The sequence below is a fragment of the Mycobacterium sp. SVM_VP21 genome, assembly GCA_024758765.1.
In the GTDB taxonomy this organism is placed as follows: domain Bacteria; phylum Actinomycetota; class Actinomycetes; order Mycobacteriales; family Mycobacteriaceae; genus Mycobacterium; species Mycobacterium heraklionense_C.
Genome location: CP101406.1, coordinates 2785550 through 2809369, shown reverse-complemented (window position 1 = coordinate 2809369; position 23820 = coordinate 2785550). Strand labels below are relative to the sequence as shown.

The 23820-nt window shown below is 66.7% G+C and carries 23 protein-coding genes and 1 pseudogene; 6 read left to right on the top strand and 18 right to left on the bottom strand.

Going from position 1 to position 23820, the window contains the following annotated elements; translation table 11 throughout:
* Positions 1–365 precede the first annotated feature (365 nt).
* Positions 366–632 (top strand): annotated as a pseudogene (locus tag NM962_12955) (transglycosylase family protein).
* Positions 633–716: 84 nt separating this feature from the next.
* Here NM962_12955 and NM962_12950 read toward each other — a convergent pair.
* Entirely contained in the window at positions 717–1130 is a 414-nt protein-coding gene (locus tag NM962_12950) for a PaaI family thioesterase (GenBank protein UVO10925.1), read from the bottom strand.
* A gap of 45 nt (positions 1131–1175) precedes the next feature.
* Complete coding sequence (gene aspS, locus NM962_12945; GenBank protein UVO14710.1) at positions 1176–2945, bottom strand: aspartate--tRNA ligase; 1770 nt, start codon at positions 2943–2945, stop codon at positions 1176–1178.
* Positions 2946–3053: 108 nt separating this feature from the next.
* On the opposite strand from aspS, the gene NM962_12940 reads away from it, so the two are divergent.
* The gene (locus NM962_12940; GenBank protein ID UVO10924.1) at positions 3054–4154 is read left to right on the top strand and encodes a hypothetical protein; all 1101 of its coding nucleotides are present in this window, start codon (positions 3054–3056) and stop codon (positions 4152–4154) included.
* 150 nt (positions 4155–4304) lie between these two features.
* Here NM962_12940 and NM962_12935 read toward each other — a convergent pair whose 3' ends face one another.
* The 4 genes from NM962_12935 to NM962_12920 form a co-directional block, all read right to left on the bottom strand.
* Positions 4305–4589, bottom strand: coding sequence for a WXG100 family type VII secretion target (locus NM962_12935; GenBank protein UVO10923.1), 285 nt, complete (start codon positions 4587–4589; stop codon positions 4305–4307).
* Positions 4590–4603: 14 nt separating this feature from the next.
* Positions 4604–4900, bottom strand: coding sequence for a WXG100 family type VII secretion target (locus NM962_12930; GenBank protein UVO10922.1), 297 nt, complete (start codon positions 4898–4900; stop codon positions 4604–4606).
* 82 nt (positions 4901–4982) lie between these two features.
* On the bottom strand, positions 4983–6176 hold the full coding sequence (locus NM962_12925) for a PPE family protein (protein UVO10921.1): 1194 nt from the start codon (positions 6174–6176) through the stop codon (positions 4983–4985).
* Between the two features lie 14 nt (positions 6177–6190).
* A complete protein-coding gene (locus tag NM962_12920) occupies positions 6191–6490 on the bottom strand; it encodes a PE family protein (GenBank protein ID UVO10920.1) in 300 nt (99 codons plus the stop codon).
* 496 nt (positions 6491–6986) lie between these two features.
* Here NM962_12920 and NM962_12915 point away from each other — a divergent pair, with 496 nt between their 5' ends.
* Positions 6987–7862 (top strand): neutral zinc metallopeptidase, encoded by an 876-nt coding sequence (locus NM962_12915; GenBank protein ID UVO10919.1) that lies wholly within the window; start codon positions 6987–6989, stop codon positions 7860–7862.
* Positions 7863–7869: 7 nt separating this feature from the next.
* Here NM962_12915 and NM962_12910 read toward each other — a convergent pair whose 3' ends face one another.
* On the bottom strand, positions 7870–8742 hold the full coding sequence (locus NM962_12910; GenBank protein UVO10918.1) for a dihydrodipicolinate synthase family protein: 873 nt from the start codon (positions 8740–8742) through the stop codon (positions 7870–7872).
* Between the two features lie 14 nt (positions 8743–8756).
* Positions 8757–9542, bottom strand: coding sequence for an aldolase (locus tag NM962_12905; GenBank protein UVO10917.1), 786 nt, complete (start codon positions 9540–9542; stop codon positions 8757–8759).
* A gap of 83 nt (positions 9543–9625) precedes the next feature.
* On the opposite strand from NM962_12905, the gene NM962_12900 reads away from it, so the two are divergent.
* Positions 9626–10180 carry an XRE family transcriptional regulator gene (locus tag NM962_12900; protein UVO10916.1) on the top strand — a complete coding sequence of 185 codons (555 nt, stop codon included), beginning with the start codon at positions 9626–9628 and terminating at the stop codon, positions 10178–10180.
* A complete protein-coding gene (locus NM962_12895) occupies positions 10177–10518 on the top strand; it encodes a gamma-glutamylcyclotransferase (GenBank protein ID UVO10915.1) in 342 nt (113 codons plus the stop codon). The genes NM962_12900 and NM962_12895 overlap by 4 nt, the downstream gene beginning before the upstream one ends.
* 10 nt (positions 10519–10528) lie before the next feature.
* Here NM962_12895 and NM962_12890 read toward each other — a convergent pair whose 3' ends face one another.
* The 4 genes from NM962_12890 to NM962_12875 form a co-directional block, all read right to left on the bottom strand.
* Positions 10529–11083 (bottom strand): hypothetical protein, encoded by a 555-nt coding sequence (locus tag NM962_12890; protein ID UVO10914.1) that lies wholly within the window; start codon positions 11081–11083, stop codon positions 10529–10531.
* Between the two features lie 62 nt (positions 11084–11145).
* Positions 11146–12063 (bottom strand): hypothetical protein, encoded by a 918-nt coding sequence (locus tag NM962_12885; GenBank protein UVO14709.1) that lies wholly within the window; start codon positions 12061–12063, stop codon positions 11146–11148.
* An 86-nt stretch (positions 12064–12149) separates the two neighbouring features.
* Complete coding sequence (gene hisS, locus NM962_12880; protein UVO10913.1) at positions 12150–13412, bottom strand: histidine--tRNA ligase; 1263 nt, start codon at positions 13410–13412, stop codon at positions 12150–12152.
* Positions 13409–14095: an MBL fold metallo-hydrolase gene (locus NM962_12875; protein ID UVO10912.1), complete on the bottom strand. Its 687-nt coding sequence runs from the start codon at positions 14093–14095 to the stop codon at positions 13409–13411. Before NM962_12875 ends, hisS begins: the two co-directional genes overlap by 4 nt.
* A gap of 109 nt (positions 14096–14204) precedes the next feature.
* Here NM962_12875 and NM962_12870 point away from each other — a divergent pair, with 109 nt between their 5' ends.
* Positions 14205–15101, top strand: a complete 897-nt coding sequence (locus NM962_12870) for a peptidylprolyl isomerase (GenBank protein ID UVO10911.1) — start codon at positions 14205–14207, stop codon at positions 15099–15101.
* Positions 15102–15189: 88 nt separating this feature from the next.
* Here NM962_12870 and NM962_12865 read toward each other — a convergent pair whose 3' ends face one another.
* From NM962_12865 to yajC, 6 genes are all read right to left on the bottom strand, one after another.
* Entirely contained in the window at positions 15190–17496 is a 2307-nt protein-coding gene (locus NM962_12865; GenBank protein ID UVO14708.1) for a RelA/SpoT family protein, read from the bottom strand.
* Between the two features lie 129 nt (positions 17497–17625).
* Positions 17626–18168, bottom strand: a complete 543-nt coding sequence (locus NM962_12860) for an adenine phosphoribosyltransferase (protein UVO10910.1) — start codon at positions 18166–18168, stop codon at positions 17626–17628.
* A complete protein-coding gene (locus NM962_12855; GenBank protein UVO10909.1) occupies positions 18165–19823 on the bottom strand; it encodes an ABC transporter substrate-binding protein in 1659 nt (552 codons plus the stop codon). Before NM962_12855 ends, NM962_12860 begins: the two co-directional genes overlap by 4 nt.
* A gap of 6 nt (positions 19824–19829) precedes the next feature.
* Positions 19830–21143 (bottom strand): protein translocase subunit SecF, encoded by a 1314-nt coding sequence (secF, locus tag NM962_12850; protein ID UVO10908.1) that lies wholly within the window; start codon positions 21141–21143, stop codon positions 19830–19832.
* Positions 21144–21147: 4 nt separating this feature from the next.
* Positions 21148–23238 (bottom strand): protein translocase subunit SecD, encoded by a 2091-nt coding sequence (gene secD, locus NM962_12845; protein ID UVO10907.1) that lies wholly within the window; start codon positions 23236–23238, stop codon positions 21148–21150.
* A gap of 218 nt (positions 23239–23456) precedes the next feature.
* On the bottom strand, positions 23457–23765 hold the full coding sequence (gene yajC / locus NM962_12840; protein UVO10906.1) for a preprotein translocase subunit YajC: 309 nt from the start codon (positions 23763–23765) through the stop codon (positions 23457–23459).
* Between the last annotated feature and the right edge of the window lie 55 nt (positions 23766–23820).

The window sequence follows — 23820 nt, the reverse complement described above, 5'->3', positions numbered from 1 at the left end:
GCCGGGAGGCCCCCGCTCCGCGACTAGCCAACTACCACTCTGGTCCCAATAGTCACTTCAGCAACATTAGTCACATAATTTTCTCTTAATTTCTAAGAGATCTCTCGCAACATACGTAACAATCACAACTTCGTTAACTCAAACAACTGTTGTTTACTTTTGCCTCAATTTATAACAACAAACCCATTTGCATCTTTAGGTGACCAAAATGTGCAATTTCATCATTTATCGCGTTATGCTCTGAAACCTCACTGATAGACACCTATCACGGAGGTTGTGATATGTACCGGAACACGGCACGGCGTGTCGTGCAGTTTGGACGGCGGCAGCTGACTTGGGCCACGTCCGGGCTGATCACCGGGGGGATTGTGGGCACGCTGCTGTCCTCAGCAGGAGTGGCTCATGCGGACAACATGGCGATGGGCTGGGATGCAGTCGCCCAATGCGAATCGGGCGGCAACTGGGCCGCCGATACCGGCAATGGTTTCTACGGCGGCCTGCAGTTCAAGCCGTCAACATGGCGGGCATTCGGCGGCGTGGGATCTCCGGCGAAAGCGTCGCGGGAAGAACAGATCGCCGTCGCCAATCGGGTGCTCGATGAGCAGGGCCCGTATGCGTGGCCGAAATGCGGACCGGGACGCGTATTCCCGTCGTCGGTGAAAGGCTGGGTGCCGCCGGCGATGCGCCAGCTCCTCAAACCGTTCTGGTGAGCCCGGTTACTGCGGCTTCGGCGACAACACCGCCTGGGTCTGGGTGACTCGGGCGACCAGCTTGCCGTTGTCGTCACTCAGGTCGGTCTGCACCACGATCGTCGTCCGCCCGACGTGCAGCGGAATGCTGGTCGCCGTGACAGCGCCGTCACGTACCGCGCGGAAGAAGTTGGTCTTCGACTCAATCGTCGACGTACTCGCGCCCTGGGGCAGGTTGACTACCGCGCACACTGCGCCGGCGGTGTCGGCGAACGCCATCAGCGCTCCCCCGTGCAGCATCCCGCCAGTGGTGCAGCGCTCCGGAGCCCACGCCATGGTCGCGCGCACCTCTTGGGGTGACAGCTCAGCGATCTCGATCTGCAACGCCGCCGCGAACGGCATGTTGGCGACGACCAGTCGGGCGAACTCAGCCGAATCCATGCCCGTCAGCCTTACCGACAGCCGCGTCGCTGTCTAGCGCCTACCTCAGCGCTGTTGGGGCACCGCGTCGATACCGGCTTCCTTGCGCTGCGCCGCGGTGATCGGCGCCGGGGCGTCGGTCAGCGGGTCGATGCCGCCGCCGGACTTCGGGAACGCGATGACCTCGCGGATGGATTCGACACCGGCCAGCAGCGCCACCACCCGGTCCCAGCCGAACGCCAGCCCGCCGTGCGGCGGAGCGCCGAAACTGAACGCGTCCAGCAGGAATCCGAACTTCTCGTTCGCCGACGCCTCGTCGATCCCCATGACCTTGAATACCTGCTGCTGAATGTCGCGGCGGTGAATACGGATCGAGCCGCCGCCGATCTCGTTGCCGTTGCACACCACGTCATAGGCGTCCGCGAGCACGGAGCCCGGGTCGGTCTCCACGCTGGCGGCGTGCTCCGGCTTGGGCGAGGTAAAGGCGTGGTGCACCGCAGTCCAGGCCCCGGAGCCGACGGCCACGTCACCGGCGGCGGTGGCGTCGTCGGCAGGCTCGAACAGCGGCGGGTCGACCACCCAGGTGAACGCCCAGGCGTTCGGGTCGATCAGGTCCAGGCGCCGAGCGATCTCACCACGAGCCGCCCCCAACAGCGCGCGAGACTGCTTGGCCGGTCCGGCCGCAAAGAAGATGCAATCCCCCGGCGCGGCACCCACGTGCCCGGCCAACCCGGCCCGCTCGGCGTCGGTCAGGTTCTTGGCCACCGGTCCGGACAGCTCTCCGTCCTCGCCGACCAGCACGTACGCCAGGCCCTTGGCTCCGCGCTGCTTGGCCCACTCCTGCCAGCCGTCGAGCGTGCGGCGCGGCTGCGACGCCCCGCCGGGCATGACGACGGCACCAACATAAGGGGCCTGAAAGACCCGGAAGGTGGTGTCGGAGAAGAATTCTGTGCACTCCACCAGTTCCAGGCCGAAGCGCAAGTCGGGCTTGTCCGAGCCGAACCGGCGCATGGCGTCGGCATAGGTCATCCGGGGCAGCGGCAGCGGCAGGTCGTAGCCGATCAGCGCCCACAGCGCCTTGAGCACCTGTTCGGCGATGCCGATCACGTCCTCGGAGTCAACGAAGCTCATCTCCAGGTCCAGCTGGGTGAACTCCGGTTGGCGGTCGGCGCGGAAGTCCTCGTCGCGGTAGCAGCGGGCAATCTGGTAGTAGCGCTCCATGCCGGCCACCATCAGTAGCTGCTTGAACAGCTGCGGGCTCTGCGGCAGCGCATAGAACGAACCGGGCTGCAGCCGCGCCGGAACCAGGAAGTCGCGGGCGCCCTCCGGAGTGGAGCGGGTCAGCGTGGGCGTTTCGATCTCGACGAACTTCTGCTCAGCCAGCACCGAACGGGCGGCCGCGTTGGCCTGCGAACGAAGTCGCAGCGCGGCGCCGGGCCCGTCTTCGCGACGCAAATCCAGGTAACGGTGCTTGAGCCGGGCTTCCTCACCGGCGGACTCGTCGAGCTGAAACGGCAACGCCGCAGACTCGTTGAGAACCGTCAGCCCCGTGGCGTTGATCTCGATGGCCCCGGTGGGCAGATCGGGATTCTCATTGCCCTCGGGGCGAACCTCGACGACACCGGTCACCGCCACGCAGAACTCGGCCCGCAGACGGTGCGCCTGCTCCAGAACCGCGGTGTCACGGAACACCACCTGTGCCACCCCGGAAGCGTCGCGCAGGTCGATAAAGATGACACCGCCGTGGTCACGTCGACGCGCCACCCAACCGGCTAGCGTGACGCTGCGCCCGGCGTCGGTGGCTCGCAGTGAGCCGGCGTCGTGGCTGCGCAGCACGAATACCCCCTTGGTGACGGATGGTTCGGTCACGGTTTGACCGTCGCCAAGTCTAGAGCCCTCGCGTGACACTGCCCCGCGCCGGTCGGTGCTTTAAGCTGGCTCACTGTGACTGACGGCACTGATGACCTCGACTTTGACTATGACGACGAGGACGAGGACGAAGAGGACTACGACGAAGCCGCTGTCCCTAAACAGAACAAGAGCCTCAAGTGGGGGTTGGCCGCGGTAGTCGTACTGGCCGTGGTTGCGCTGGTGTTGGTCGCGGTGGTGTTGCTGGGCGGCGACCCCGGCAAGGGTTCGCTGGACGGCTCGGCCTCCAGCCGCAGCGCGGCGACTTCGGGCATCATCAGCGCGGACGACACCGGCCCGGTCTCGATCATCATGAGTGACCCCAGCTGTACCGCGTGGACATCGATCAGCGGCAACCTGTCCAGCACCCTGTCGATGCTGGGACAGGGCAAGTGGAATGAGCGCGATCAGTCGATTCCGGCGTCGGCGTGGAATGACGAGCAGAAGAAGCAGTACCTGGCCGCCGGGCAGGTGGTACGCAATGCTGCCGCCCAGACCGTCGGTCTGGTGAAGCTGACCCCACACCGGGTGATGCGCGAACTCTACGAGCAGTTCATCGCTTACGCCCGGACCTTCGTCGAGCACATTCCCACCTACACCGAGCGGGACGCCGCCTTGGCCGGCACCGCGCACAGCGCGGCGTCTGCTTTGGCCGCGATCTGCGCCGCCGCCAACAACGGCTCGGCGGCGACCCGCGCCCCGCTGGTCGAAGCGCAGTCCGCACCCACCAAGACGGCCTCGCCGGGCAACCCGGCCAACCCGCAGCGCTATCTGACCGGGTCCAATCCGGTGTGCGCGGACTGGAAGGCCACGCTGGACAAGTTCGGTGTCGACGCCGCCGAATGGCACGGGATCGATCCCAGCATCCCGGGGACGTATTGGAACCCGCAGCAGAAGGCGGTCAACCTGGCCGTCGGGCCCATCATGATCAGCCTGGCCAACAAGATGCAGCAGCTGGGCCGCCGCAGCAACAACCCCACCCTGCAGGACTTCGCGGAGCTGTCCGCCCAGTATCGGCGGGCGTTCGTGTTGGCGCTGCCGACCTACGACCCCACCGACAATTACCTGGCCAATGCCGCGACGTTCCTGTCCACCACAGTGCTGGGTGCATGCGCGTCGGCAACAACCACGGGCTGACCACAGCACACTAAACGCGCTGACAGCGCCCGGGGCTGATTAGCCCCGGGCGCTGTCAGGCCTTGCCCATGCCGCGCTTCTCTCCCCAGAATGCAAGAAACCGGCGCAGCCCGCGGACTGCGCCGGTTTCTTGATCGAGATTGGCTGGTGTTAGGCCCAGCTGGAGCCGACCGAAGCGTCGGTGTTGGCCATGTTGTTGCCAGCCGACTGCACCTTCTGACCGTGGCTGTTGGCCTGCTCGTAGATCACCGCGAAGTTGCGACCCAACTGCGCCACAAACTCCTGGCACGCCACCGAACCCGCACCACCCCAGAAATCGCCCGCAGCGAGCACGTCGTGCACGATCGCCTGGTGCTCAGCCTCCAATGAGGCCGCCTGCGCACGAATCAACGCACCGTGCGCATCCACATCACCGAACTGGTAATTAATCGACATATTCGTGTTCTCCTCTAGCTCGACAGGATCTGCTGAGAAGCAGCTTCCTGCTGCTCGTAGTGGTTAGCGTCACGAATCAACCCATCCCGCACACCGTGCAACATGTTCACGATATTGCGAAACGCCGTCTGCATCTGACCCATGGTGTCCATCGAGGTCCGCTCGGCCAGACCACCCCAACCCGCACCAGAGATATTCGTCGACGACGCCCACATCCGACGAGCCTCGTCCTCCACCGTCTGCGCATGCACATCAAAACGGCCCGCCATCGAACGCATCGCGTCCGGATCAGTCATAAAACGTGTTGCCATGGTTTTCTCCCTCTTGCTCTTCAATTCGTTGTGGTAGCCGGGCGCCGACCCGGCGGACACGTGTGTGTTCAGGCCCCTTCCGCTACCCGCCAGCCGGCGAACGGGGCATAACCTTGGGGGCCTTGGCGGCAATCGCGCCCATTCCGCGTCCGGCCATCGCGCCCATCATGGCGTGGCCGAACGGGCCGCCCGGGAGACCAGACGCTGACATGGTCTGGATCGGGGCGCTGACCGTGGTGGCAGGCAGGACCGGCGCGGCGCGGACCATGCCGTCGGCGGCTGTCGCCCAGGCTCCCGGCACCTTCAGCGCGCCCATCGAGGCGGCTTGGCCGAGCTTGGCGGAGATGGCGTTGGTGGCCGAGCTGAAGTGGCCGGCCAGCACGCCGACCGCACCTTGCAGCTTGTCGTTGACGAAGTCGCCGATCTGGGTCATCAGGGTGCCGGCGCCCCCGGCGGCCGTCTGCCCGGCCAACGAACCCGCCGTTCCGCCGACTGCCCCCATGCGGGCGAACTGCATCAGCATCGGCAGGAACCTCACCAACATCATCAGCGGCATAGAGCCATAGCTGACGGGCGCCATCACCGAGCTGATTGGCGTTGCCGCCACCTTGGCGCCGAGCATCGCCGAAGGGAGTCCAACCGCGTCGAGCAGCCCACCCACAGTGGCCAGGTCATAACCTGACGTCCCGGTGGTAGGCGGGGTGACGACCGGACCGCCATCGGCTGATCCCGGCGTCCCCTGCGCGGTCGCCTGCGCGGACTGCGGCACCGCCGACGGCTGCTGCAGCGCGTTGTTATTGGCCTCAGCCGACCCGCTGTAGGTGTCCATCGCAGCGCCATCGGTCGCCCACATCACTTCGTACTGGTGCTCAGTCGCCTGGATCAGCGGGGTGTTCTGGCCAAAGAAGTTGGTCGAGACCAATGCCAGCAGCATCGCGCGGTTCGCCGCGATCACCGCGGGCGGCACCGACGCAGCCCGCGCCGCCTCGAACAGCGCGGCGGCCTGGGTGGCCAGCGCAGCGTTAGTGGCGGCGGTGGCTGACGCCTGCTCCAACCAGGCCACATACGGCGCGGTCGAGGCGGTCGCCGCTGCCGAGCCTGCCCCGGTCCAGGTCGAGTCCAGATTGGCGATCACCGAGTGCGTCGCTGTCGCCGACGTCATCAACTCGCTCGACAGCTGGGTCCACGCCGCCGCGGCTTCCAGCAATGGACTCGAACCGGGGCCGGTATAGATCAGCCCGGAGTTGATCTCGGGCGGAAAGATACTGAAACTCATCGAGGCGCCCCGCTTCAGCCAGCAGCCGTGGCGTTGACAGCCTCGGTGAAGGCGTAAGCGTTCGCGTTGCTACCCAAAGTGGCCACGATCTGCTGGTGCACCGCCGCTGCCTGTGCACTGACTTCCTGGAACAGGGATCCGTGGGCCGAGAACTGGGCAGCGGTCAGCGCCGACACCAGGTCGGCGGCAGGCGCGGTCACGCCAGTGGTAGGAGCAGCAGCGGCGGTGACCCCCGCGGTCATCGAGTCGCCGATTCCGGAAAGGCTTCCGGCGGCCGCCGTCAGAATCTCTGGCTGAGCGGTTACGAACGACATTGTTCCTCCTGGGGGTCGTGCAAGCGTCTCGGTGAAGTGTTGGGTAATCGAAGTCTGCGTCAATACTTGACGTACGTCACTCTAGCGGACAGTTGTAATAACGGTCTGATAAAGATGGGGCGCCCGAGGCGAACGACAACGCGTGGCCGGCGCACCACGGGGCCCTGCGGGCACGAGTTGAAGCGTTCACCGAGCAGACGACCTCTCTTGGATCTTTGGGGCAGGTAGCTGCGGCAGCCGTCGCTGGAAGCGTCCCATTGCGGCCGGATGCCGAACGTAACACCGGCGCGACCACGGGGTACAGCGCGGCGACAAACATTCAGTAAAGCTTTGGGATCTGGTCAGACAAAGCTCTATTCACTTAGCCAAGGCGCGGGATTCGACGCGTTCAACCGCACTGAACCGGGCTTGGCGGCGGGCGCCGATATGCGAAGCTAAGGTGCCCCAATCGACCGGCGGCCACCATCTAACTACGGACAACTCCACGGAGCGTGCGATGACCTTCAACGAGGGTATGCAGATCGATACCAGCACCACCTCCTCCGGCGGCGGCGGTCGTGGGATTGCGATCGGCGGCGGCGTTGCCGGGCTGGTGATTCTGGTGGTGGCACTGCTGTTGGGCGCCGATCCCGGCGAGGTGCTCAGCCAGCAGCCCGTGGATCGCGGCCAGTACACGTCACCGGGCTTCGACCTCGACAAATGCCGCACCGGCAAAGACGCCAATAAATACGTGCAATGTCGGGTGGTCGCCACGGCCAACTCAGTGGACGCGGTGTGGTCGGACTTGCTGCGTGGTTACACGCGCCCGCGCGTAGAGCTGTTCAGCGGACAGACATCCACCGCCTGCGGGGCGGCCAGCAGTGCGGTCGGACCGTTTTACTGCCCCGCGGACCAGACCGCCTACTTCGATACCGACTTCTTCAAGGTGCTCGTCGACCGGTTCGGCTCCAGCAGCGGGCCCCTGGCGCAGGAGTATGTGGTCGCTCACGAGTTCGGCCACCACGTGCAGAACCTGCTCGGCGTGCTCGGCCGGGCCCAGACCGGCGCGCAGGGCGCGACCGGCGCCGGGGTTCGCACCGAGTTGCAGGCCGACTGCTACGCCGGGGTCTGGGCGCACTACGCATCGGTGACCAAGCAGGAGGGCACTGGGGTGCCGTTCCTGCAGCCGCTGACCGACCAAGACATCCGCGATGCGTTGTCCGCGGCGTCGTCGGTGGGTGACGACCGCATTCAGCAGGCCGCCACCGGTCGAGTCAATCCGGAGTCCTGGACCCACGGTGCGTCGGCGCAGCGTCAACATTGGTTCACCGTCGGCTATCAGAGCGGGGACCCCAACCAGTGCGACACCTTCGCCGCCGCTGACCTGGGTTAGCCCTCGGTCAAAGCGAAAGTAGCCCGCGCAGCTCGGCCCTGCCCGCTTCGTCGAGCGGCAGCAGCGGGCGACGCGGTTCCCCGGCCGGCACCCCGAGCATCTCCAGACCCGCCTTGACCGTGGTGGGCAGCCCGCCGGCCACGATGAACTCCAGCAGCGGCTTGAGGTCGTCGTAGCACGCCTGTCCCTTGTCGACCTCACCGGCGGTGACCGCGGCGTAGAGATCCAGACAGGGCTGCGGACGCAGGTTGGGCGCCGCGGTACACCAGCCGGTCGCCCCGGCACGCAGCGCATCAAGCACCAGCGGATTGCTGCCGTTGAAGAACGGCAGGCGCCCGTCGGAGAGCGTGGCGATCCGCAGCATCCGGCTCAGATCGCCGGTGGATTCCTTGACCATGGTCACGTGCTCGATGCCCTCGAACATGGCCACCAGCAGCTCTGGACTCATGTCGATCCCGGAGGTCGCCGGATTGTTGTAGGCCACGATGTCGATGTCGATGGCATCGGAGACGGCCCGGTAATGCGCGGTGATCTCGCGTTCAGACAGTTTCCAGTACGACACCGGGGACACCATCACCGCGTCGGCGCCGGCCCGCGCGGCATAGCGGGCGCGCCGCACGGTACGCGCGGTGGTCAGATCCGAGACCCCGACCAGCACCGGCACGCGTCCGGCGACCGCGGCGATCGAGGCGTCGACGCAAGTGTCGAATTCGTCTTCGTCGAGGTAGGCGAGTTCTCCGGTGCTGCCCAGCGGGGCGATGGCGTGCACCCCGGCCTCGATGAGCCGGTTGATGACAGTGGCCAGGACCGCGGTGTCGATTCCGCCGTCGCCGAACGGCGTCACCGGGTAGCCGATGACGCCATATAACTGTGCTGCCACGAGGGACTCCTTGCTTATCGGGCGATCGCGTCGGGGTGGCCGGCCAGGGCGCGGCGGGCGTAGTAGGCGAAGTTCGCCTGGCTGCGGTTGGGCAGCAAGGTCCAGTCGTGGGCTTCTCGGGCCAGCTTCTCCGGGAGTTCTTTAATGGTCCCGGCGGCCATGGCAGCCAGCTGCAGCGCGGCGGCACGCTCGATCAGCACCGCCAGCGAGCACGCTTCCTCCACGCTGGCGCCGGCCACGATCTGGCCGTGGTGCGCCAGCAGGATCGCCTTCTTGTCGCCAATTGCCTCGGAGATGATCTCGCCCTCCTCGTTTCCGACCGGAACCCCGGGCCACAGCGGCAGGAAGGCGCAGTCGTCGTAGAGCGGTGTGGTGTCCATATGCGAAACGATCAACGGGGTCTCCAGCATGGACAACGCGGCAACATGAAACGGGTGGGTGTGCACGATGCACTGGACATCGGGGCGGGCCCGGTAGATCCAGCTGTGGAATCGGTTGGCGGGGTTGGCCATCCCCTCTCCCTGGATGACGTTGAGGTCTTCGTCGACGAGCAGGAGATTGGCATCGGTGATCTCGTCGAACCCCAGACCGAGCCGTTGGGTGTAGTAGGTCCCCGGCGCCTCAGCACGGGCGGTGATCTGTCCGGCCAGGCCGGAGTCATGACCACGATCGGACAGCGCCCGGCAGGTCAGCGCCAGTTTCTGGCGAGTGGACCACTGACTTCCGGTGAAGTTCTCCGCGAAGCGGTGCTCCGCGCGTTGCATCAGGTCGGATTTGGAATCGTCGAACGTGGTGCCCATGGCAGCTCCTCGGTGACGGAAGCAGATGACACCACCCTAACCGATAGGACACTATGTGTCATGCACTGTGTCATCATGGACACATGACGGAACTGCTGCGCGCCGTCCGCAAGCAGCGCGGCCTCACCCTCGAAGGCCTCGCCGAGCGGACCGGGCTGACCAAGAGCTACCTGTCCAAAATCGAACGCAGTCGCAGCACGCCGTCCATCGCGGTCGCCATCAAGGTGGCGCAGGCCCTGGACGTCGATGTGGCCCGACTGTTCTCCGAGCGTGGCGACGAGGACAAGATCGCCGTGGACCGGGCCGCGGGCCGCAGCGCGGATCGACAACGCTACCGGGCCATGGCCGCCAATATGCTGGGAAAAACGATGTCCCCGTTCGTGGTACGTCCCACCGGGCATGCCGGCCACCGCGAAAATAGTGACGCCGACCCGCTGCACCCGGCTCATGAAGGCCAGGAGTTCGTGTTCGTGCACACCGGGACCGTCGAATTGGAGTACGGCGATGCGACGTTGACGCTGAACGCAGGTGACAGCGCCTACTTCGACGCCTCGATCAGCCACCGCCTCCGCTCGGTGGGCCCCCAACCGGCCGAAGTCGTCGTTGTCGCCGCCGACGAAGCCGGCGGTGCACAGTGAATACCGAGCTGCTGTTCTCCTACGGCACCCTGCAGCTACCAGAGGTGCAACGCAGCACGTTCGGACGCGAACCCCATGGCCGGCCCGACGCGATCATCGGCTACGACCTGGACTACGTGACGATCACCGATCCCCATGTGGTGGCGGTCAGCGGCAGCGACCGTCATCCGATCCTGCGCCGGTCAGACGCACATGACGCCGCTGTCCCTGGCACGGTGTTCGCGATCAGCACAGCCGAACTGGCGGCCGCTGACGAGTACGAGGTCGACGCCTACCGGCGGATCTCGGTGCCACTGCGCTCGGGTGCGCAAGCCTGGGTGTACGTGTTCGCCGGCTGAGCCGGATCCGTCACCAGGGCCGGGTAGCGCAGGACACCCCACTGCCGCCCTGCTGCGACACCACCACTTCGCCGTCGACGGCGATCTCGCAGTGGAACTCCGGGTTGATCCGCAAGCCACCGCTGGCGGTGACCAGCGCCCACTGACTCGGATCGGCCAGCGTGGTGGTGTAGACCACCGGTGATCCCCCACCAATCGGCACCCGAACCGTCTCGAGGTATTCGGCGGAATTGGCGTTGTAGGCAGCCATGCTGGGCGGGTCGGTCTTGATGTAGGAGATGTTGCCCGTCAGGTCACTGGTGGCCGTGATGGTGTAGGTGACCTCGTGGCCGCCGGTCGTGCTCTTCTTCGGGGCGTCGGCCGACGGTTCAGTCGCGCTCTCCGTCGGGGCGGGCGTCGGCGACGGCGCCGCATTCTCGGTCGGCGATGCAGCCGGGTTCTCGGTCGGCGATGCTGGGCTGTGCTCGGGGTCCGCAAGTGACGTCGCATGGCTGGCTGCCATTCCGGCGGCTGCCATCAGCACCGCCGTCCCGAACTTGACTGTCACGTTCCGCATGATCGTCATACCGCGCCACGCTACCGGAGCGGCACAGGTGCTCGGTCGGCGTTGCCGAGTGTCGGTTTGTGTCACGCCCCGAAGCGCTGGGTGTGCAATAAGTCGACGTTCAAATCAGTCCCGGTATAACCGGCAGCCCGGAGCGCAGCCCTGACCCTCGCAAGCACCACACCCGGTCGATACCGAAGGAGGTCGCTGCTGACCCGGACGATCACCCAGCCGCGTACGGACAACTCCGCGTAGCGATCGATGTCAGCGGTCCGCTGCCGGGGGTCGGTCCAGTGCTGGGCACCGTCAAATTCCACACCGACCTGGTATTCGGGCCAGCCCATATCAATGCGAGCGAAGGGACGGCCGAAGCCGTCTCGCACGACGATTTGGGTCATCGGGCGAGGGAGTCCGCCGCGCATCAGCAACAGCCGCGTCCGGGTTTCCTGCGGGGATTCCGCGCCGCCGTCCATCAGCGTGATCGCGCGCCGTAACTGCAATAGGCCGCGAGCACCCCTGTGGCGTTGGGCCAGCGCGGAAACGTCGTCTGCGACCAGCCTCGTCGCATTCGCCAGGGCATCAAGGCGGATGACAGCAGCGGTCAGCCCTTTGTTGCGGCCCAGGTCGAAAGCGGTCCGTGCGGCTGTGGTGGTCAGTATCCCTCGGACCAGGCATGTCTCATCGGCTTCCAGCCGCTCGCGATGGATGACAATCCCCTCGGCGTCAGAGGCGGCCTTCCGGTTCAGTTCCGCCGGCAACCGCGCATCGAGCCATCGTGATCGGTGCAGGGCCGCCGCTGACAAGCCGGCCACGGTCGCCGTCCGTCCCGACCACAGCCAGCCTGCCACCGCACGCGTAACCGGCGTAAGCTCTTGGCCGTTCGGCAGATAGACGTTGCGGTAGATCCGCCGATACCGACTGCGTAACGTCCGCCGCGTCACGCTGCCTGCCGCCAACGCCTCAGTGCCGAGGAAGGGCCACGTGGAATCCGGCACGAAGATCGGCATGGCAGTCACAGTGCCGCCTCGGGCCGTCATCCGAGTGCCGAGTGTCGACTTGTGTCACCCGTTCTGTGGATAACCGTGCATTAAGGCGACATTCGGCGCAGTACCTCGGCGACAACGTCGTCGAGGGGTACATCGACCTGCTCCCCGGTGCCCAGGTTCTTGACGCCGACGGAGCCGGCCTCCAAGTCGCGGTCGCCGGCGACCAGGGCGATGACGGCCCCGGAACGGTCGGCGGCACGCATCGCGCCCTTGAGGCCACGGTCCCCGTAAGCCAGGTCCACGCGCACCCCGGCGGCCCGCAATTGCGCGGCGATAACGGCCAGCCGCAGCTTGGCCGCCTCGGAAAGGCCGACCCCGAACACGTCGCATCGGCTGGTCTGTCCCACGCTCTTGCCCTCGGCGGCCAGCGCGAGCAGGGTGCGGTCCACACCGAGACCGAAGCCGATCCCGGACAGGTCCTGTCCACCGAGCTGACGCATGAGCCCGTCGTAGCGGCCGCCGCCACCGATCCCCGACTGCGCACCCAACCCGTCGTGCACGAATTCGAAGGTGGTCTTGGTGTAGTAGTCCAGGCCGCGCACCATGCGCGGATTGACCACATAGGGCACCTCGAGCGCGTCCAGGTGCGCCAGCACGGTGTCGAAGTGCGCCCGAGCGGCGTCGGAGAGGTGATCGAGCATGACCGGGGCGTCGGCGGTCATCTCGCGCACGTGCGGGCGTTTGTCGTCGAGCACCCGCAGCGGATTGAGCTGCGCGCGCTGGCGGGTCTCCTCGTCGAGGTCGAGCCCGAACAGGAACTGCTGCAACAACTCTCGATAGGCGGGGCGGCAGGTGTCGTCACCCAGCGAGGTGATCTCCAGCCGGAAGTCCGCCAGCCCCAGGGAGCGGAAGCCCGCATCGGCGACCGCGATCACCTCGGCGTCGAGCGCGGGATCGTCCACCCCGATCGCCTCGACCCCGACCTGTTGCAGCTGCCGGTAACGGCCGGCCTGCGGGCGTTCGTAGCGGAAGAACGGCCCCGAATAGCAGAGCTTGACCGGTAGCTGGCCGCGGTCCAGGCCGTGCTCGATCACCGCGCGCATCACGCCTGCGGTGCCCTCGGGCCGCAGGGTGACCGAACGGTCGCCGCGGTCGGCAAACGTGTACATCTCCTTGGAGACCACGTCGGTGGACTCCCCCACGCCGCGTGCGAACAGTGCGGTGTCCTCGAAGATCGGCAGCTCGATGTCGCCGTAACCGGCGCGGCGAGCGACCGCCAGCAGTCCGTCGCGGACGGCGACGAAGCCGGCCGAGGCCGGGGGAACGTAGTCAGGCACCCCTTTGGGTGCGGCAAACGTGCTCACGCACTGAGCCCTTCTAGGAACGGGTTGTAACGGCGCTCTGCGCCGATGGTGGTCTTGGGTCCGTGGCCGGGCAGCACCACGGTCCCGTCGTCAAGGCAGAGCAGTTTGTCGACGATCGAGGTCAGCAGATCACGGCCGCTGCCGCCGGGCAGGTCGGTGCGGCCGACCGAGTTCTGGAACAGGGTGTCGCCGCTGAAGACGAGGCCGGCGGCTGCATTCTCGAAGCCCTCTACCCGGAATATCACCGAGCCGCGGGTATGCCCCGGGGTGTGGTCGACGGTGACGGTGGTGTCGCCCAGCCCGATCTTGTCGCCGTCGCGGTCCAACTCCACCAACTGCTTGGGCTCGGAGAACATCGCCTTGCTCAGCACACCGAACAACGCCTGTCCCGGGACAGTGCCCAGCGAGCGCAGCGGGTCGGTGAGCATGAACCGGTCCTCGGGGTGAATGTAGGTGGGGCAGCCGTAGGTGTCGGAGACCTTCTGCGCCGACCAGATGTGGTCGATGTGGCCGTGCGTGAGCAGCACCGCCGACGGCGTCAGCCGATTCTCGTCGAGGACGCGTCGCAGCCGGGCCATCGCCCGCTGGCCGGGGTCAACGATGATCGCGTCCGAGCCCTGCCGTTGCGCCAACACGTAACAGTTGCACGCCAGCATTCCAGCGGGGAATCCGGTGACCAACACGCCGACCAGTTTCCCATTGGCCGCCCGGTCGGCGGTGACGCGGGCGGTGTAGACCCGCTCTGGCAGACTTGAGGCCCGACTCAGTCAGCGAGCCAGGAGGTTACCGCCGGTGCCCACGAACTCAGAGCGGCGTGCCGCCGCCAAGCGCAATCTGGACGAACAGGTGCAGCAGCGCGCCGAGGCAGCCCGCAAGCAGCGCCGGCTACTGATGATCGTCGGCGCCGTGGCGGCGGTGTTGCTGATCGCCGGGGTGGTGTTCGTGGTGCTGCGCGACAACGATCCTGGCAACGTCAACGCGAGCGGCTCGTCAGCCTCGAGTACGTCGGAGTCCACGGACTCCTCTGACGCAGCTGCGGCGCCGGCAGGGGCCGCGGGTCAACTGCCGAAGTTCACCGCATCGCCTCAGCTGGGCGCCGACTGCCAGTACCCGAAGGCGCGTCCGGCCTCCAAGGCCGTCGAGCCGCCGCGGTCCGGCAAGGTCCCGACCGACCCGGCCGAGGTCAGCGTCTCGATGATGACCGACCAGGGCCCCATCGGGTTGATGCTCAACAACGCCCAATCCCCTTGCACCGTCAACAGCTTCATGAGCCTGGCGGCCAAGGACTTCTTCAAAGACACCCAGTGCCACCGGCTGACCACATCGCCGATGCTCAGCGTGCTGCAATGCGGGGATCCCGCTGGCGATGGCACCGGCGGCCCGGGCTATGAGTTCGACAACGAATACCCCACCGACCAGTACTCCTTGGGTGATCCCGCCGCCCAGCGGCCGGTCACCTACCCGCGCGGCACGGTGGCGATGGCCAACGCCGGGCCCGGCACCAACGGCAGCCAGTTCTTCCTGGTCTACAAGGATTCGATGCTGCCGCCGCAGTACACGGTGTTCGGCAAGATTCAGGACGACGGCCTGGCCACCCTCGACAAGATCGCCGCGGCGGGTGTGCAAGGCGGCGGCGATGACGGCTCGCCGGTCACCAAGGTGACCGTCAAGTCGGTGCGCGCCGACTAGCACTGCCATTGAGATTGCGTCCAGGGCTGTACCTGTCGACCGAGAAATCGCAGCCCTGGATGCAATGTCAACGCAACGGGCGCCCGCGCTAGGCCGCCGACGTCACCCGGTAGACGTCGTAGACGCCCTCGACGTTGCGGACCACGTTCAACAGATGGCCAAGATGCTTCGGGTCGCCCATCTCGAAGGTGAATCGGCTGATCGCCACCCGGTCTCGTGATGTGGTGACCGAGGCCGACAAGATGTTGACCTTCTCGTCGGCGAGCACCTTGGTGATGTCCGACAGCAGCCGGTGCCGATCCAGCGCCTCGACCTGAATGGCGACGAGGAACACCGACGACGGCGACGGCGCCCACTTGACCTCGATGATCCGCTCGTCCTGCTGGCGCAGCGCGTCGGCATTGGTGCAGTCGGTGCGGTGTACCGACACCCCGCCGCCACGGGTGACGAAACCCATGATCTCGTCGCCGGGCACCGGGGTGCAGCACTTGGCCAGTTTGGTCAACACCCCGGTGGCGCCCGGAACCGCGACGCCGACGTCGTCGGTGTGACGTTCGCGGCGCGGGATGGTCAGCGGCGTGGATCGCTCGGCCAGGTCGTCCTCGGCCTGGTCCACCCCGCCGAGCTGGGCCACCAGCCGTTGCACGACGTGATGCGCCGAGATGTGGTTCTCGCCGACGGCGGTGTAGAGCGCGGACACGTCGGTGTAGTGCAGTTCGCGGGCCACCGCCGCCATCGACTCGCCGTTGACCAGGCGTTGCAGCGGCAATCCCGCCCGGCGCACCTCGCGGGCCATCGCGTCCTTGCCGGACTCCAAAGCCTCCTCGCGGCGCTCCTTGGCGAACCACTGTCGGATCTTGGCCTTGGCTCGCGGCGACACCACGAACTGTTGCCAGTCCCGCGACGGCCCGGCGTTCTGGGCCTTCGAGGTGAAAACCTCGACCACTTCCCCGTTTTCGAGCTTGCGCTCCAGCGCCACCAGCCGGCCGTTGACCCGGGCACCGATACATCGGTGCCCGACCTCGGTGTGCACGGCGTAGGCGAAGTCCACGGGCGTGGAGCCGGTGGGCAGCGTGATCACGTCGCCCTTGGGCGTGAACACGAAAATCTCTTTGACGGCCAGGTCATAGCGCAGCGACTCGAGGAATTCGCCGGGGTCGGCCGCCTCCCGCTGCCAGTCCAGCAGCTGGCGCATCCAGGCCATGTCGTCGATCTCGGCGGCGGTGCCCAGGTGCGGAACACCGTTGCGGCCCTTGGCTTCTTTGTAGCGCCAGTGCGCGGCGATGCCGTATTCGGCGGTGCGGTGCATCTCCCGGGTGCGGATCTGGATCTCCAGCGGTTTGCCCTCTGGGCCGATGACCGTGGTGTGCAGCGATTGGTAGACCCCGTAGCGCGGCTGAGCGATGTAGTCCTTAAACCGGCCGGCCATCGGCTGCCACAGCGAGTGCACGACACCGACCGCGGCGTAGCAGTCCCGGATCTCGTCGCAGAGAATCCGCAATCCGACCAGGTCGTAGATGTCGTCGAAGTCACGGCCGCGCACGATCATCTTCTGATAGATCGACCAGTAGTGCTTGGGCCGACCTTCGACGGTCGCGGTGATCTTTGACTTCGCCAGGGTGTTGACGATTTCGGCGCGCACCTTGGCCAGGTAGGTATCGCGTGATGGAGCGCGGTCGGCCACCAGGCGCACGATCTCCTCGTAGCGCTTGGGATGCAGGATCGCGAACGACAGATCCTCGAGCTCCCACTTGACCGTGGCCATGCCGAGCCGGTGTGCCAGCGGCGCAATGACTTCCAGCGTCTCGCGCGCTTTGCGGGCCTGCTTTTCGGGCGCCAGGAATCTGATGGTGCGCATGTTGTGCAACCGGTCGGCGACCTTGATCACCAGCACCCGGGGGTCGCGCGCCATTGCGATGACCATCTTGCGGATGGTCTCGGCCTCGGCCGCGGTGCCCAGCACCACCTTGTCCAGTTTGGTCACCCCGTCGACCAGGTGAGCGACCTCGTCACCGAATTCGGCGGCCAGCGCGGCCAGGGTGTATCCGGTGTCCTCGACGGTGTCGTGCAACAGCGCTGCCACCAACGTGATGGTGTCCATGCCCAACTCGGCCAGAATGGTGGCGACCGCCACCGGATGGGTGATGTAGGGATCCCCCGAATGACGCAGCTGGGTGGCGTGCCGCTGCTCGGCCACCTCATAGGCGCGCTGAAGCAGCGCCAGATTGGCCTTCGGGTAATACTGCCGATGCACCGCCACCAGCGGCTCCAGCACCGGACTCAGCGCACCACGCTGGGCGGTGATACGCCGGGCAATCCGAGCCCGGACCCGCCGGGAAGCGCTGGTCGGGACCTTCAGCAAATCGGTGCGCTCGGAGGGCGAGTCCTGGGCAATCGCCTCCGACACCGCCACCGGCTGGCCGGCGTCAGCGCCGTACCGCTCGGGGTCTGAGCCCTGCTCGGAGCCCTGCGCTAAGCCTTGTTCAGGGCCCACTGTTCTCACCTCCGACCACGAGAATATCGACTAAATCAAGTGCAGGCTGTGCAGCTGCAACGGTGCCACGGCGGCACGTCCGCCCAGCCCTGCCAACTCCAGCACCACCGCCGCCGCAACCACCTCGGCTCCTGCCCGATCCAACAATCGCCGCGTTGCGGCCAGGGTACCGCCGGTGGCCAGCACATCGTCGAGGATTACCACCCGGCGCCCGGCCACATCGATTCCGTCGGCCGGAATCTCCAGCACGGCAGTTCCGTACTCGAGCTGATAGCACTCCGAGAGCACCGGCGGCGGCAGCTTGCCGCCCTTGCGGACCGCCAGCGCGCCCACCCCGAGCCGGTCGGCGACCGCCCCAGCCAGCAGAAATCCACGTGCGTCGATGCCGGCCACCAGATCAGCACCGGCAGCGACGCGAGCCAGCGCCTCGGTGACCGCGGTCAGTCCGGCGGCGTCGGCGAAGACCGGGGTCAGGTCTTTGAAAGCGATTCCCGGGGTAGGAAAGTCCGCGACCTCGCGGATCAGCGACGCGATGATCTGACCGGCACCTGCCGCAGGCCCGGCCTGGTTCACTGCTGCAGCTCCCAGCGGTCCATGTTCCAGCCCGCGCCCCACCGAGTGGGGTTGGCCGCGACACCGTAGGTCTTCTTCGACGACAGCAGGGTGCGCTGCTGTCGGTACAGCGGCAGCGTCGGCATGTCGGCCCACAGCACCGGGGCGCCCTCGGCGAGCAGCCGGACCATCTCCGCGGGGTCGGCGGTGACGGCCAGCGCGGACACTACGCCGTCGATCTGATCGTTGTGGTAGCCGGAAAGGTTGTTTCCGTTGCCGCTGAACAACTCGTAGGCGTCCACTACTGACGACCCGCTCGACCCGCTGCCGGTGGATCCCCCGGTGCTGGCGAGCAACACATCGATCTGCCCCTCCCGCAGTGCCAGCGGGCCGATGGCGTCGGTGGCCACCTCGGTGACGGTGATGCCGGCGGGTGCACACGAGCTGGTGATCGCCCCGATGACCGCGGCCAGCCGGGTGTTGGGGCCGCGGTAGCCGATGCGCACCGTCAGCGGTTTGCCGCTCAGCGCGTCGCGGGCCGCATCGGGGTTTGCCCGGGCGAACTGTTCGGCCTCGGGCACGTTCTCGGCCTGGTCGAACGCGTCGTCCATGGCGGTGTTGAGCCGGGAGTTGACTACTGGTACGCCCGCGTCGCGGGCAATGATGTCGCGCGGGGTGCACAAGGCCACCGCTCGCCGTGCGGGAGTCTCCGACAGCGGGCCGGACGGAGCGAAGATGAGCTGCTCGATGCCGCCCGAGGGGCTGTCGCTGCTCTGGTAGTCATCGGGGGTGATCAGCGAGCCGGCGGACCCGGTCGCGACGTCGACGACTTCGATGACGCGTTTGTTGACCCGGTCGGCGATGTCAGCGGTCTGCGGCCAGACCGTGATCCGCTTGGTGACCGGCTTGGCGCCCCACCACAGGTCGTTGGCCACTAGCACGATGGCGCCGCCTTCGAGCACCGAGTCGATCTTGTAGGGCCCGGACGACGGAAAGTACCGCAGGTCAGCGCCGCGGTCGAGCTGCCAGGTGGTGTTCCAGGCCTGCGCGATCTTGCCGATGACCTCGTCAGCGGGCCCGAGTCTGCCCAGCACGGCGTCGGTGATGTTCACACCGAGCTTCTCGCTGATGACGTGCGACGGCATCAGCGAGGTCGCGGTGAACAATTCCTGGTAGTCGACGATGCTGCGGTCGCCGAAGAACGACACCCGGGCCTTCTTGGCACCGGACTGGCACTCGATGTTCTCGATGTCGAGGTAGCCCGCTCGGCTGGCGGCGTCGAAGCCCGGGAAGCGGCCGGACTGGGCCGCCCACGCCAACACCAGGTCGTCACAGGTGATGGGCTTGCCGTCGGAGTACACCGCGGCGTCGGCGATCTGATAGTCCAGCACGAGCGGGGCGCGGCCCACCACCGAGATGCTGCCGAAGTCGTGATCGGTGACGATCTGGCCGTCCGGCCCGTGGTAGCCGAAGCCGATCAGGGTCCGCGAGAACGCCTGGGGTCCGGCCGAAGCCGCACCGGCCACGGTGGTGCTGTTGTAGGTGATCAGACCGCCGTCGACGGCGTAGTCGATCTGGTCGACAGTGGCGCTGGTGCACGCCGGCACCGACCAGACGCCGAGGCTGGTGGCGATCGCCACCACCCACGTCGCAGCGTGCCGACAGCGGGCCGCCATCGCCGGTTACCGGCCGGCGCCTGGCTTGCCGGTCGGACCCTGGCTGCGCCGGCTGGTGGGGCGGACCGGCTTGGCCCCGGGCGCCGGGGTGCCCGGTGTCGTGGCCACCGTGGCCTCGTCTGCGTCGGCAATGGTGTCTTCGGCGTCGCCCGAGTCCTCGGCGCCGGCCGCTGCCGGCTTGGAACCGGTCGCGGCGTTGCGCCGCCGCATCACCCGGCGGGTGTGGTTCTGCACCAGTTGGGTGCGTTCCCGCAGCGTGACCAGCAGCGGTGTGGCCAGGTAGATCGACGAATAGGTGCCGACGACAACACCGACCAGCTGCACCAGCGCAAGGTCTTGCAGCGTTCCCACACCCAGCAGCCACACGGCGACCACCATCAGCGAGATGATCGGCAATGCCGAGATCAGGCTGGTGTTGATCGATCGCATGAAGGTCTGGTTGATGGCCAGGTTGGCTTGTTCGGCGTAGGTGTAGCGAGTTTTGTGCTCGAAGCCGCTGGTGTTCTCCTCGACCTTGTCGAACACGATGACGGTGTCGTAGATGGAGAACCCGAGAATGGTCAACAGGCCGATGACAGTGGCCGGTGTGACCTCGAATCCGACCAGCGAATACACCCCGGCGGTCACGAGAATGTCGAAGACCATCGAGATCATCGCCGAGATGGTCATGAACCACTCGTAGCGCACCGTGATGTACAGCGACGCCAACAGCAGGAACACCACTAGGGCGATGACGGCCTTTTTGGTGATCTGCCCGCCCCAGGTCTCTGACACCGCAGAGTCACTGATTGCCTGCTTGCTCGCCTCACCATTGGGGCCGACCGGCTGGAAGGCGTCGAACAGGTCGTCGCGCAGCTTCTCCGTCTGCTCGTTGGTGAGCGTCTCGGCACGAATCTGCACCGTCGCCGAGTTGCCGTTGCCGACCACGACCACCGACTCAGGACTACTGCCGACGCTCTTGCGGAACACCTCTTCGACCTGGGTGACGCTGGTGTCGCCGCGCGGGAACGACACCTTGGTGCCGCCGGCGAAGTCGATGCCGAAGGTGAAGCCTCGAACCAGGATGCTGACGATCGCGATCGCGACCATGGCGCCGCTGATCGCGTACCACATCCGCCGCTTACCGATGACCTCGAACGCGCCGGTACCGGTGTAGAGGCGCGACAGGAAACCGTGCTTCGGCGCCTTGGCGGTTCCAGCGGTCTTGCGAGGCTTTGCCGCCACGGCAGTCTGGCTCTTGGTGACCTCGACGGCTGCCGTGTCGTTCTTCGCGGACTTCGTCGCGCGCTTCGTGCCGCTACTGGTGCTCGGTTTGGCCATCTGGCTATCCCTGTTCCGTCGACTGGGCGGTTACCCGCGTGCGCGCTTTGGCTCCGGACTTGCTGCCGGTTGCGCCTCCTGCTTTGGCGACCGCCCGCCGCTCCCGTGCGACCTGCTGAACCGCGCCGAGGCCGTTGTAGGACGGCTTGGCCAGCGTCGGCGACTTGGACGCCAGGTAGACCAGTGGCCAGGTCACCAGGAACACCACCACCAGGTCGAGGATCGTGGTCAGTCCCAGGGTGAACGCGAAGCCCTTCACCTGGCCGACCGCCAGGAAGTAGAGCACCGCCGCCGCAAGGAAGGTGACCGCGTTGCCGGACACGATCGTCTTGCGCGCGCGCGTCCAACCGCGTGGCACCGCCGAGCGGAACGATCGACCTTCGCGGATCTCGTCCTTGATGCGCTCGAAGAACACCACGAACGAGTCGGCGGTGGTGCCGATACCGATGATCAGACCGGCGATACCGGCCAGGTCGAGCGTGTAGTTGATGTAGCGGCCCAGCAATATCAGGATCGCGTACACCATGGCCCCGGCCACCACCAGAGACAGCGCGGTCAGCACGCCGAGTACGCGGTAGTAGAGCAGCGAGTAGATCAGCACCAGGGCCAGACCAATCGCACCGGCGATCAGGCCCGCCTTCAGCGAGGTCATTCCCAGTGTGGCCGAGACGGTTTCGGCTTCCGAGGCCTCAAACGACAGCGGCAGCGACCCGTACTTCAAGACGTTGGCCAGCTGACGCGCGCCATCCTGGGTGAATCCCGGCGAGCCCCCGGTGATCTGGGTGCGGCCACCCGGGATGGCCTCCTGGATCTGCGGTGCGCTGACCACCTGCGAGTCCAGTGTGAACGCCGTCTGGGTGCCGATATGGGTCGCGGTGAAGTCGGCCCAGATGTCGGCCGCCCCACTCTTGAACTGCACCTGGACAATATTCGCGCCGCTGCGCTGATCCATGCCGGAACTGGCGTCGGCGATCTGGTCACCGCTGATGATCGACGGCGCCAGCAGGTATGCGGTCTGGTGGTCCTGCGAACAGGTCACCAACGGCAAGTCCGGGTCGTCGTTGCCGGCCAGGATGTCTTCCTTGTCGCACCGGCCGGCCTGGATCTGCAGGGCCAAGGCCTGCACGACCTTGTTGTCGCTCTGCCGTAACCGCTTCTCTGCGGCGATACGGGCCGCCAGTCCCTGGGCCTGATCACCCTGGCCGGGCAGACCCGGCATACCGGGCAGCCCGGGGAGGCCCGGCAAGGCGGGCATTTGCGCACCGGGGGCCGCCGGGGACTCGGCGGGCGAACCCGGTGCCGTGGGCGCAGGAACGGCCGAGGGACTGGGAGTGGCAGTCTCGCTGCTGCTGTCGGAGCCGGGGCTCGAAGAGGTGGTCCCCGGGGTCGGGGTCGGCTCCTGAGGGAAGGGACGCGGCTGAGCCGGCGGCGTCAGCGGCTGTTGCGGAAGCGACGCACCGTTCCCGCCGAACGGGCCTTGTCCGCCCGCGCCGAAGCCCGGAGGCAGACCGGGAACGCCACCACCGGCGCCCGGGGGCAGACCGGGAACGCCACCACCACCGAGACCCGGAGGCAGACCGGGAACACCGCCGCCACCGAGACCCGGAGGCAGACCGGGAACACCGCCGCCACCGGCGCCGGGCGGCAAGCCCGGGACACCGGGCATGCCGCCACCGCCGAGGCCGGGCATCCGGCCGGCTGCCTGAGCTTCCTGCACCGAGATGCCGTTGATCACCGGCCGGATGTAGAGCCGGGCGGTCTGGCCGAGGGTGCGCGCCTCGTTGCCGTCGCTGCCCGGCACCGTGATCACCAGGTTGTTGCCGTCGATGATGACCTCAGAGCCCGACACGCCGAGTCCGTTGACTCGGGCGCTGATGATCTGTTGCGCCTGGTTGAGCGCGTCACGGGTCGGCGTGGAGCCGTCCGGGGTGCGCGCGGTGAGCGTCACGCGAGTGCCGCCCTGCAGGTCGATACCGAGTTTGGGTTCGGCCAGCTTGTTTCCGGTCAGGAATACCAGCAGGTAGACACCGATGAGTAATGCCAGGAACACCGCCAGGTTGCGGGCAGGGTGCACCGGCGCCGAAGGCGATGCCACGTTGTTGAGTCTCCTTCGCTCATTGCGCAATGCGCTCTCGTGATCGTCGGGGCCGGCCCATGCCCGGGCCGCCCGCAGCGATCAGTACCACTGCACCCGCAAAAGGGTACGTGCCCGGCTCGCCGGGACGATCGTTGGGCGGACGTTCCGCGCGTCGTGAGTGTCAGCCCTGCCAGCTGGATGGCGGCGACCTGCCGCACCCGAGTGGCGGCGAGCTGTTAGGCGCCCTCGACGGCCTCTTCGACTACGGCCTCGGCCGTCAACTCCTCCGGCTCGATCTTGTCCCGCACGGCCAGCTTCATCCAGGTGGTCACCACCCCCGGTGCGATCTCCAGGTCAACGTCGTCGTCGGTGATGCCGGTGATGGTGCCCCGAAGCCCAGACGTCGTGTGCACCCGATCGCCCACCTGCAGCGATTCGTGCAGATCGATGGTGGCCTGCATCGCGCGCTTCTGCCGCCGCGAGGCGAAGAACATAAAGGCGCCCATGACGAGGAGCAGCGGCAGGAAGGCAACCATGTTTTCCATGACGACAACCGATCTTTCGACTTGTTCGAATGATTCTTTGGCACCGGACCACCGC

Bases quoted from the DNA above. Each gene is read 5' to 3' on its own strand.
- NM962_12900 (UVO10916.1), top strand. From the start codon at position 9,626: ATGACGGAACTGCTGCGCGCCGTCCGCAAGCAGCGCGGCCTCACCCTC.
- NM962_12950 (UVO10925.1), bottom strand. From the start codon at position 1,130: ATGGATTCGGCTGAGTTCGCCCGACTGGTCGTCGCCAACATGCCGTTC.
- NM962_12920 (UVO10920.1), bottom strand. From the start codon at position 6,490: ATGTCGTTCGTAACCGCTCAGCCAGAGATTCTGACGGCGGCCGCCGGA.
- NM962_12915 (UVO10919.1), top strand. From the start codon at position 6,987: ATGACCTTCAACGAGGGTATGCAGATCGATACCAGCACCACCTCCTCC.
- secF (UVO10908.1), bottom strand. From the start codon at position 21,143: ATGGCCAAACCGAGCACCAGTAGCGGCACGAAGCGCGCGACGAAGTCC.
- yajC (UVO10906.1), bottom strand. From the start codon at position 23,765: ATGGAAAACATGGTTGCCTTCCTGCCGCTGCTCCTCGTCATGGGCGCC.
- NM962_12905 (UVO10917.1), bottom strand. From the start codon at position 9,542: ATGGGCACCACGTTCGACGATTCCAAATCCGACCTGATGCAACGCGCG.
- NM962_12935 (UVO10923.1), bottom strand. From the start codon at position 4,589: ATGTCGATTAATTACCAGTTCGGTGATGTGGATGCGCACGGTGCGTTG.
- NM962_12855 (UVO10909.1), bottom strand. From the start codon at position 19,823: ATGGCGGCCCGCTGTCGGCACGCTGCGACGTGGGTGGTGGCGATCGCC.
- NM962_12890 (UVO10914.1), bottom strand. From the start codon at position 11,083: ATGACGATCATGCGGAACGTGACAGTCAAGTTCGGGACGGCGGTGCTG.
- NM962_12930 (UVO10922.1), bottom strand. From the start codon at position 4,900: ATGGCAACACGTTTTATGACTGATCCGGACGCGATGCGTTCGATGGCG.
- NM962_12925 (UVO10921.1), bottom strand. From the start codon at position 6,176: ATGAGTTTCAGTATCTTTCCGCCCGAGATCAACTCCGGGCTGATCTAT.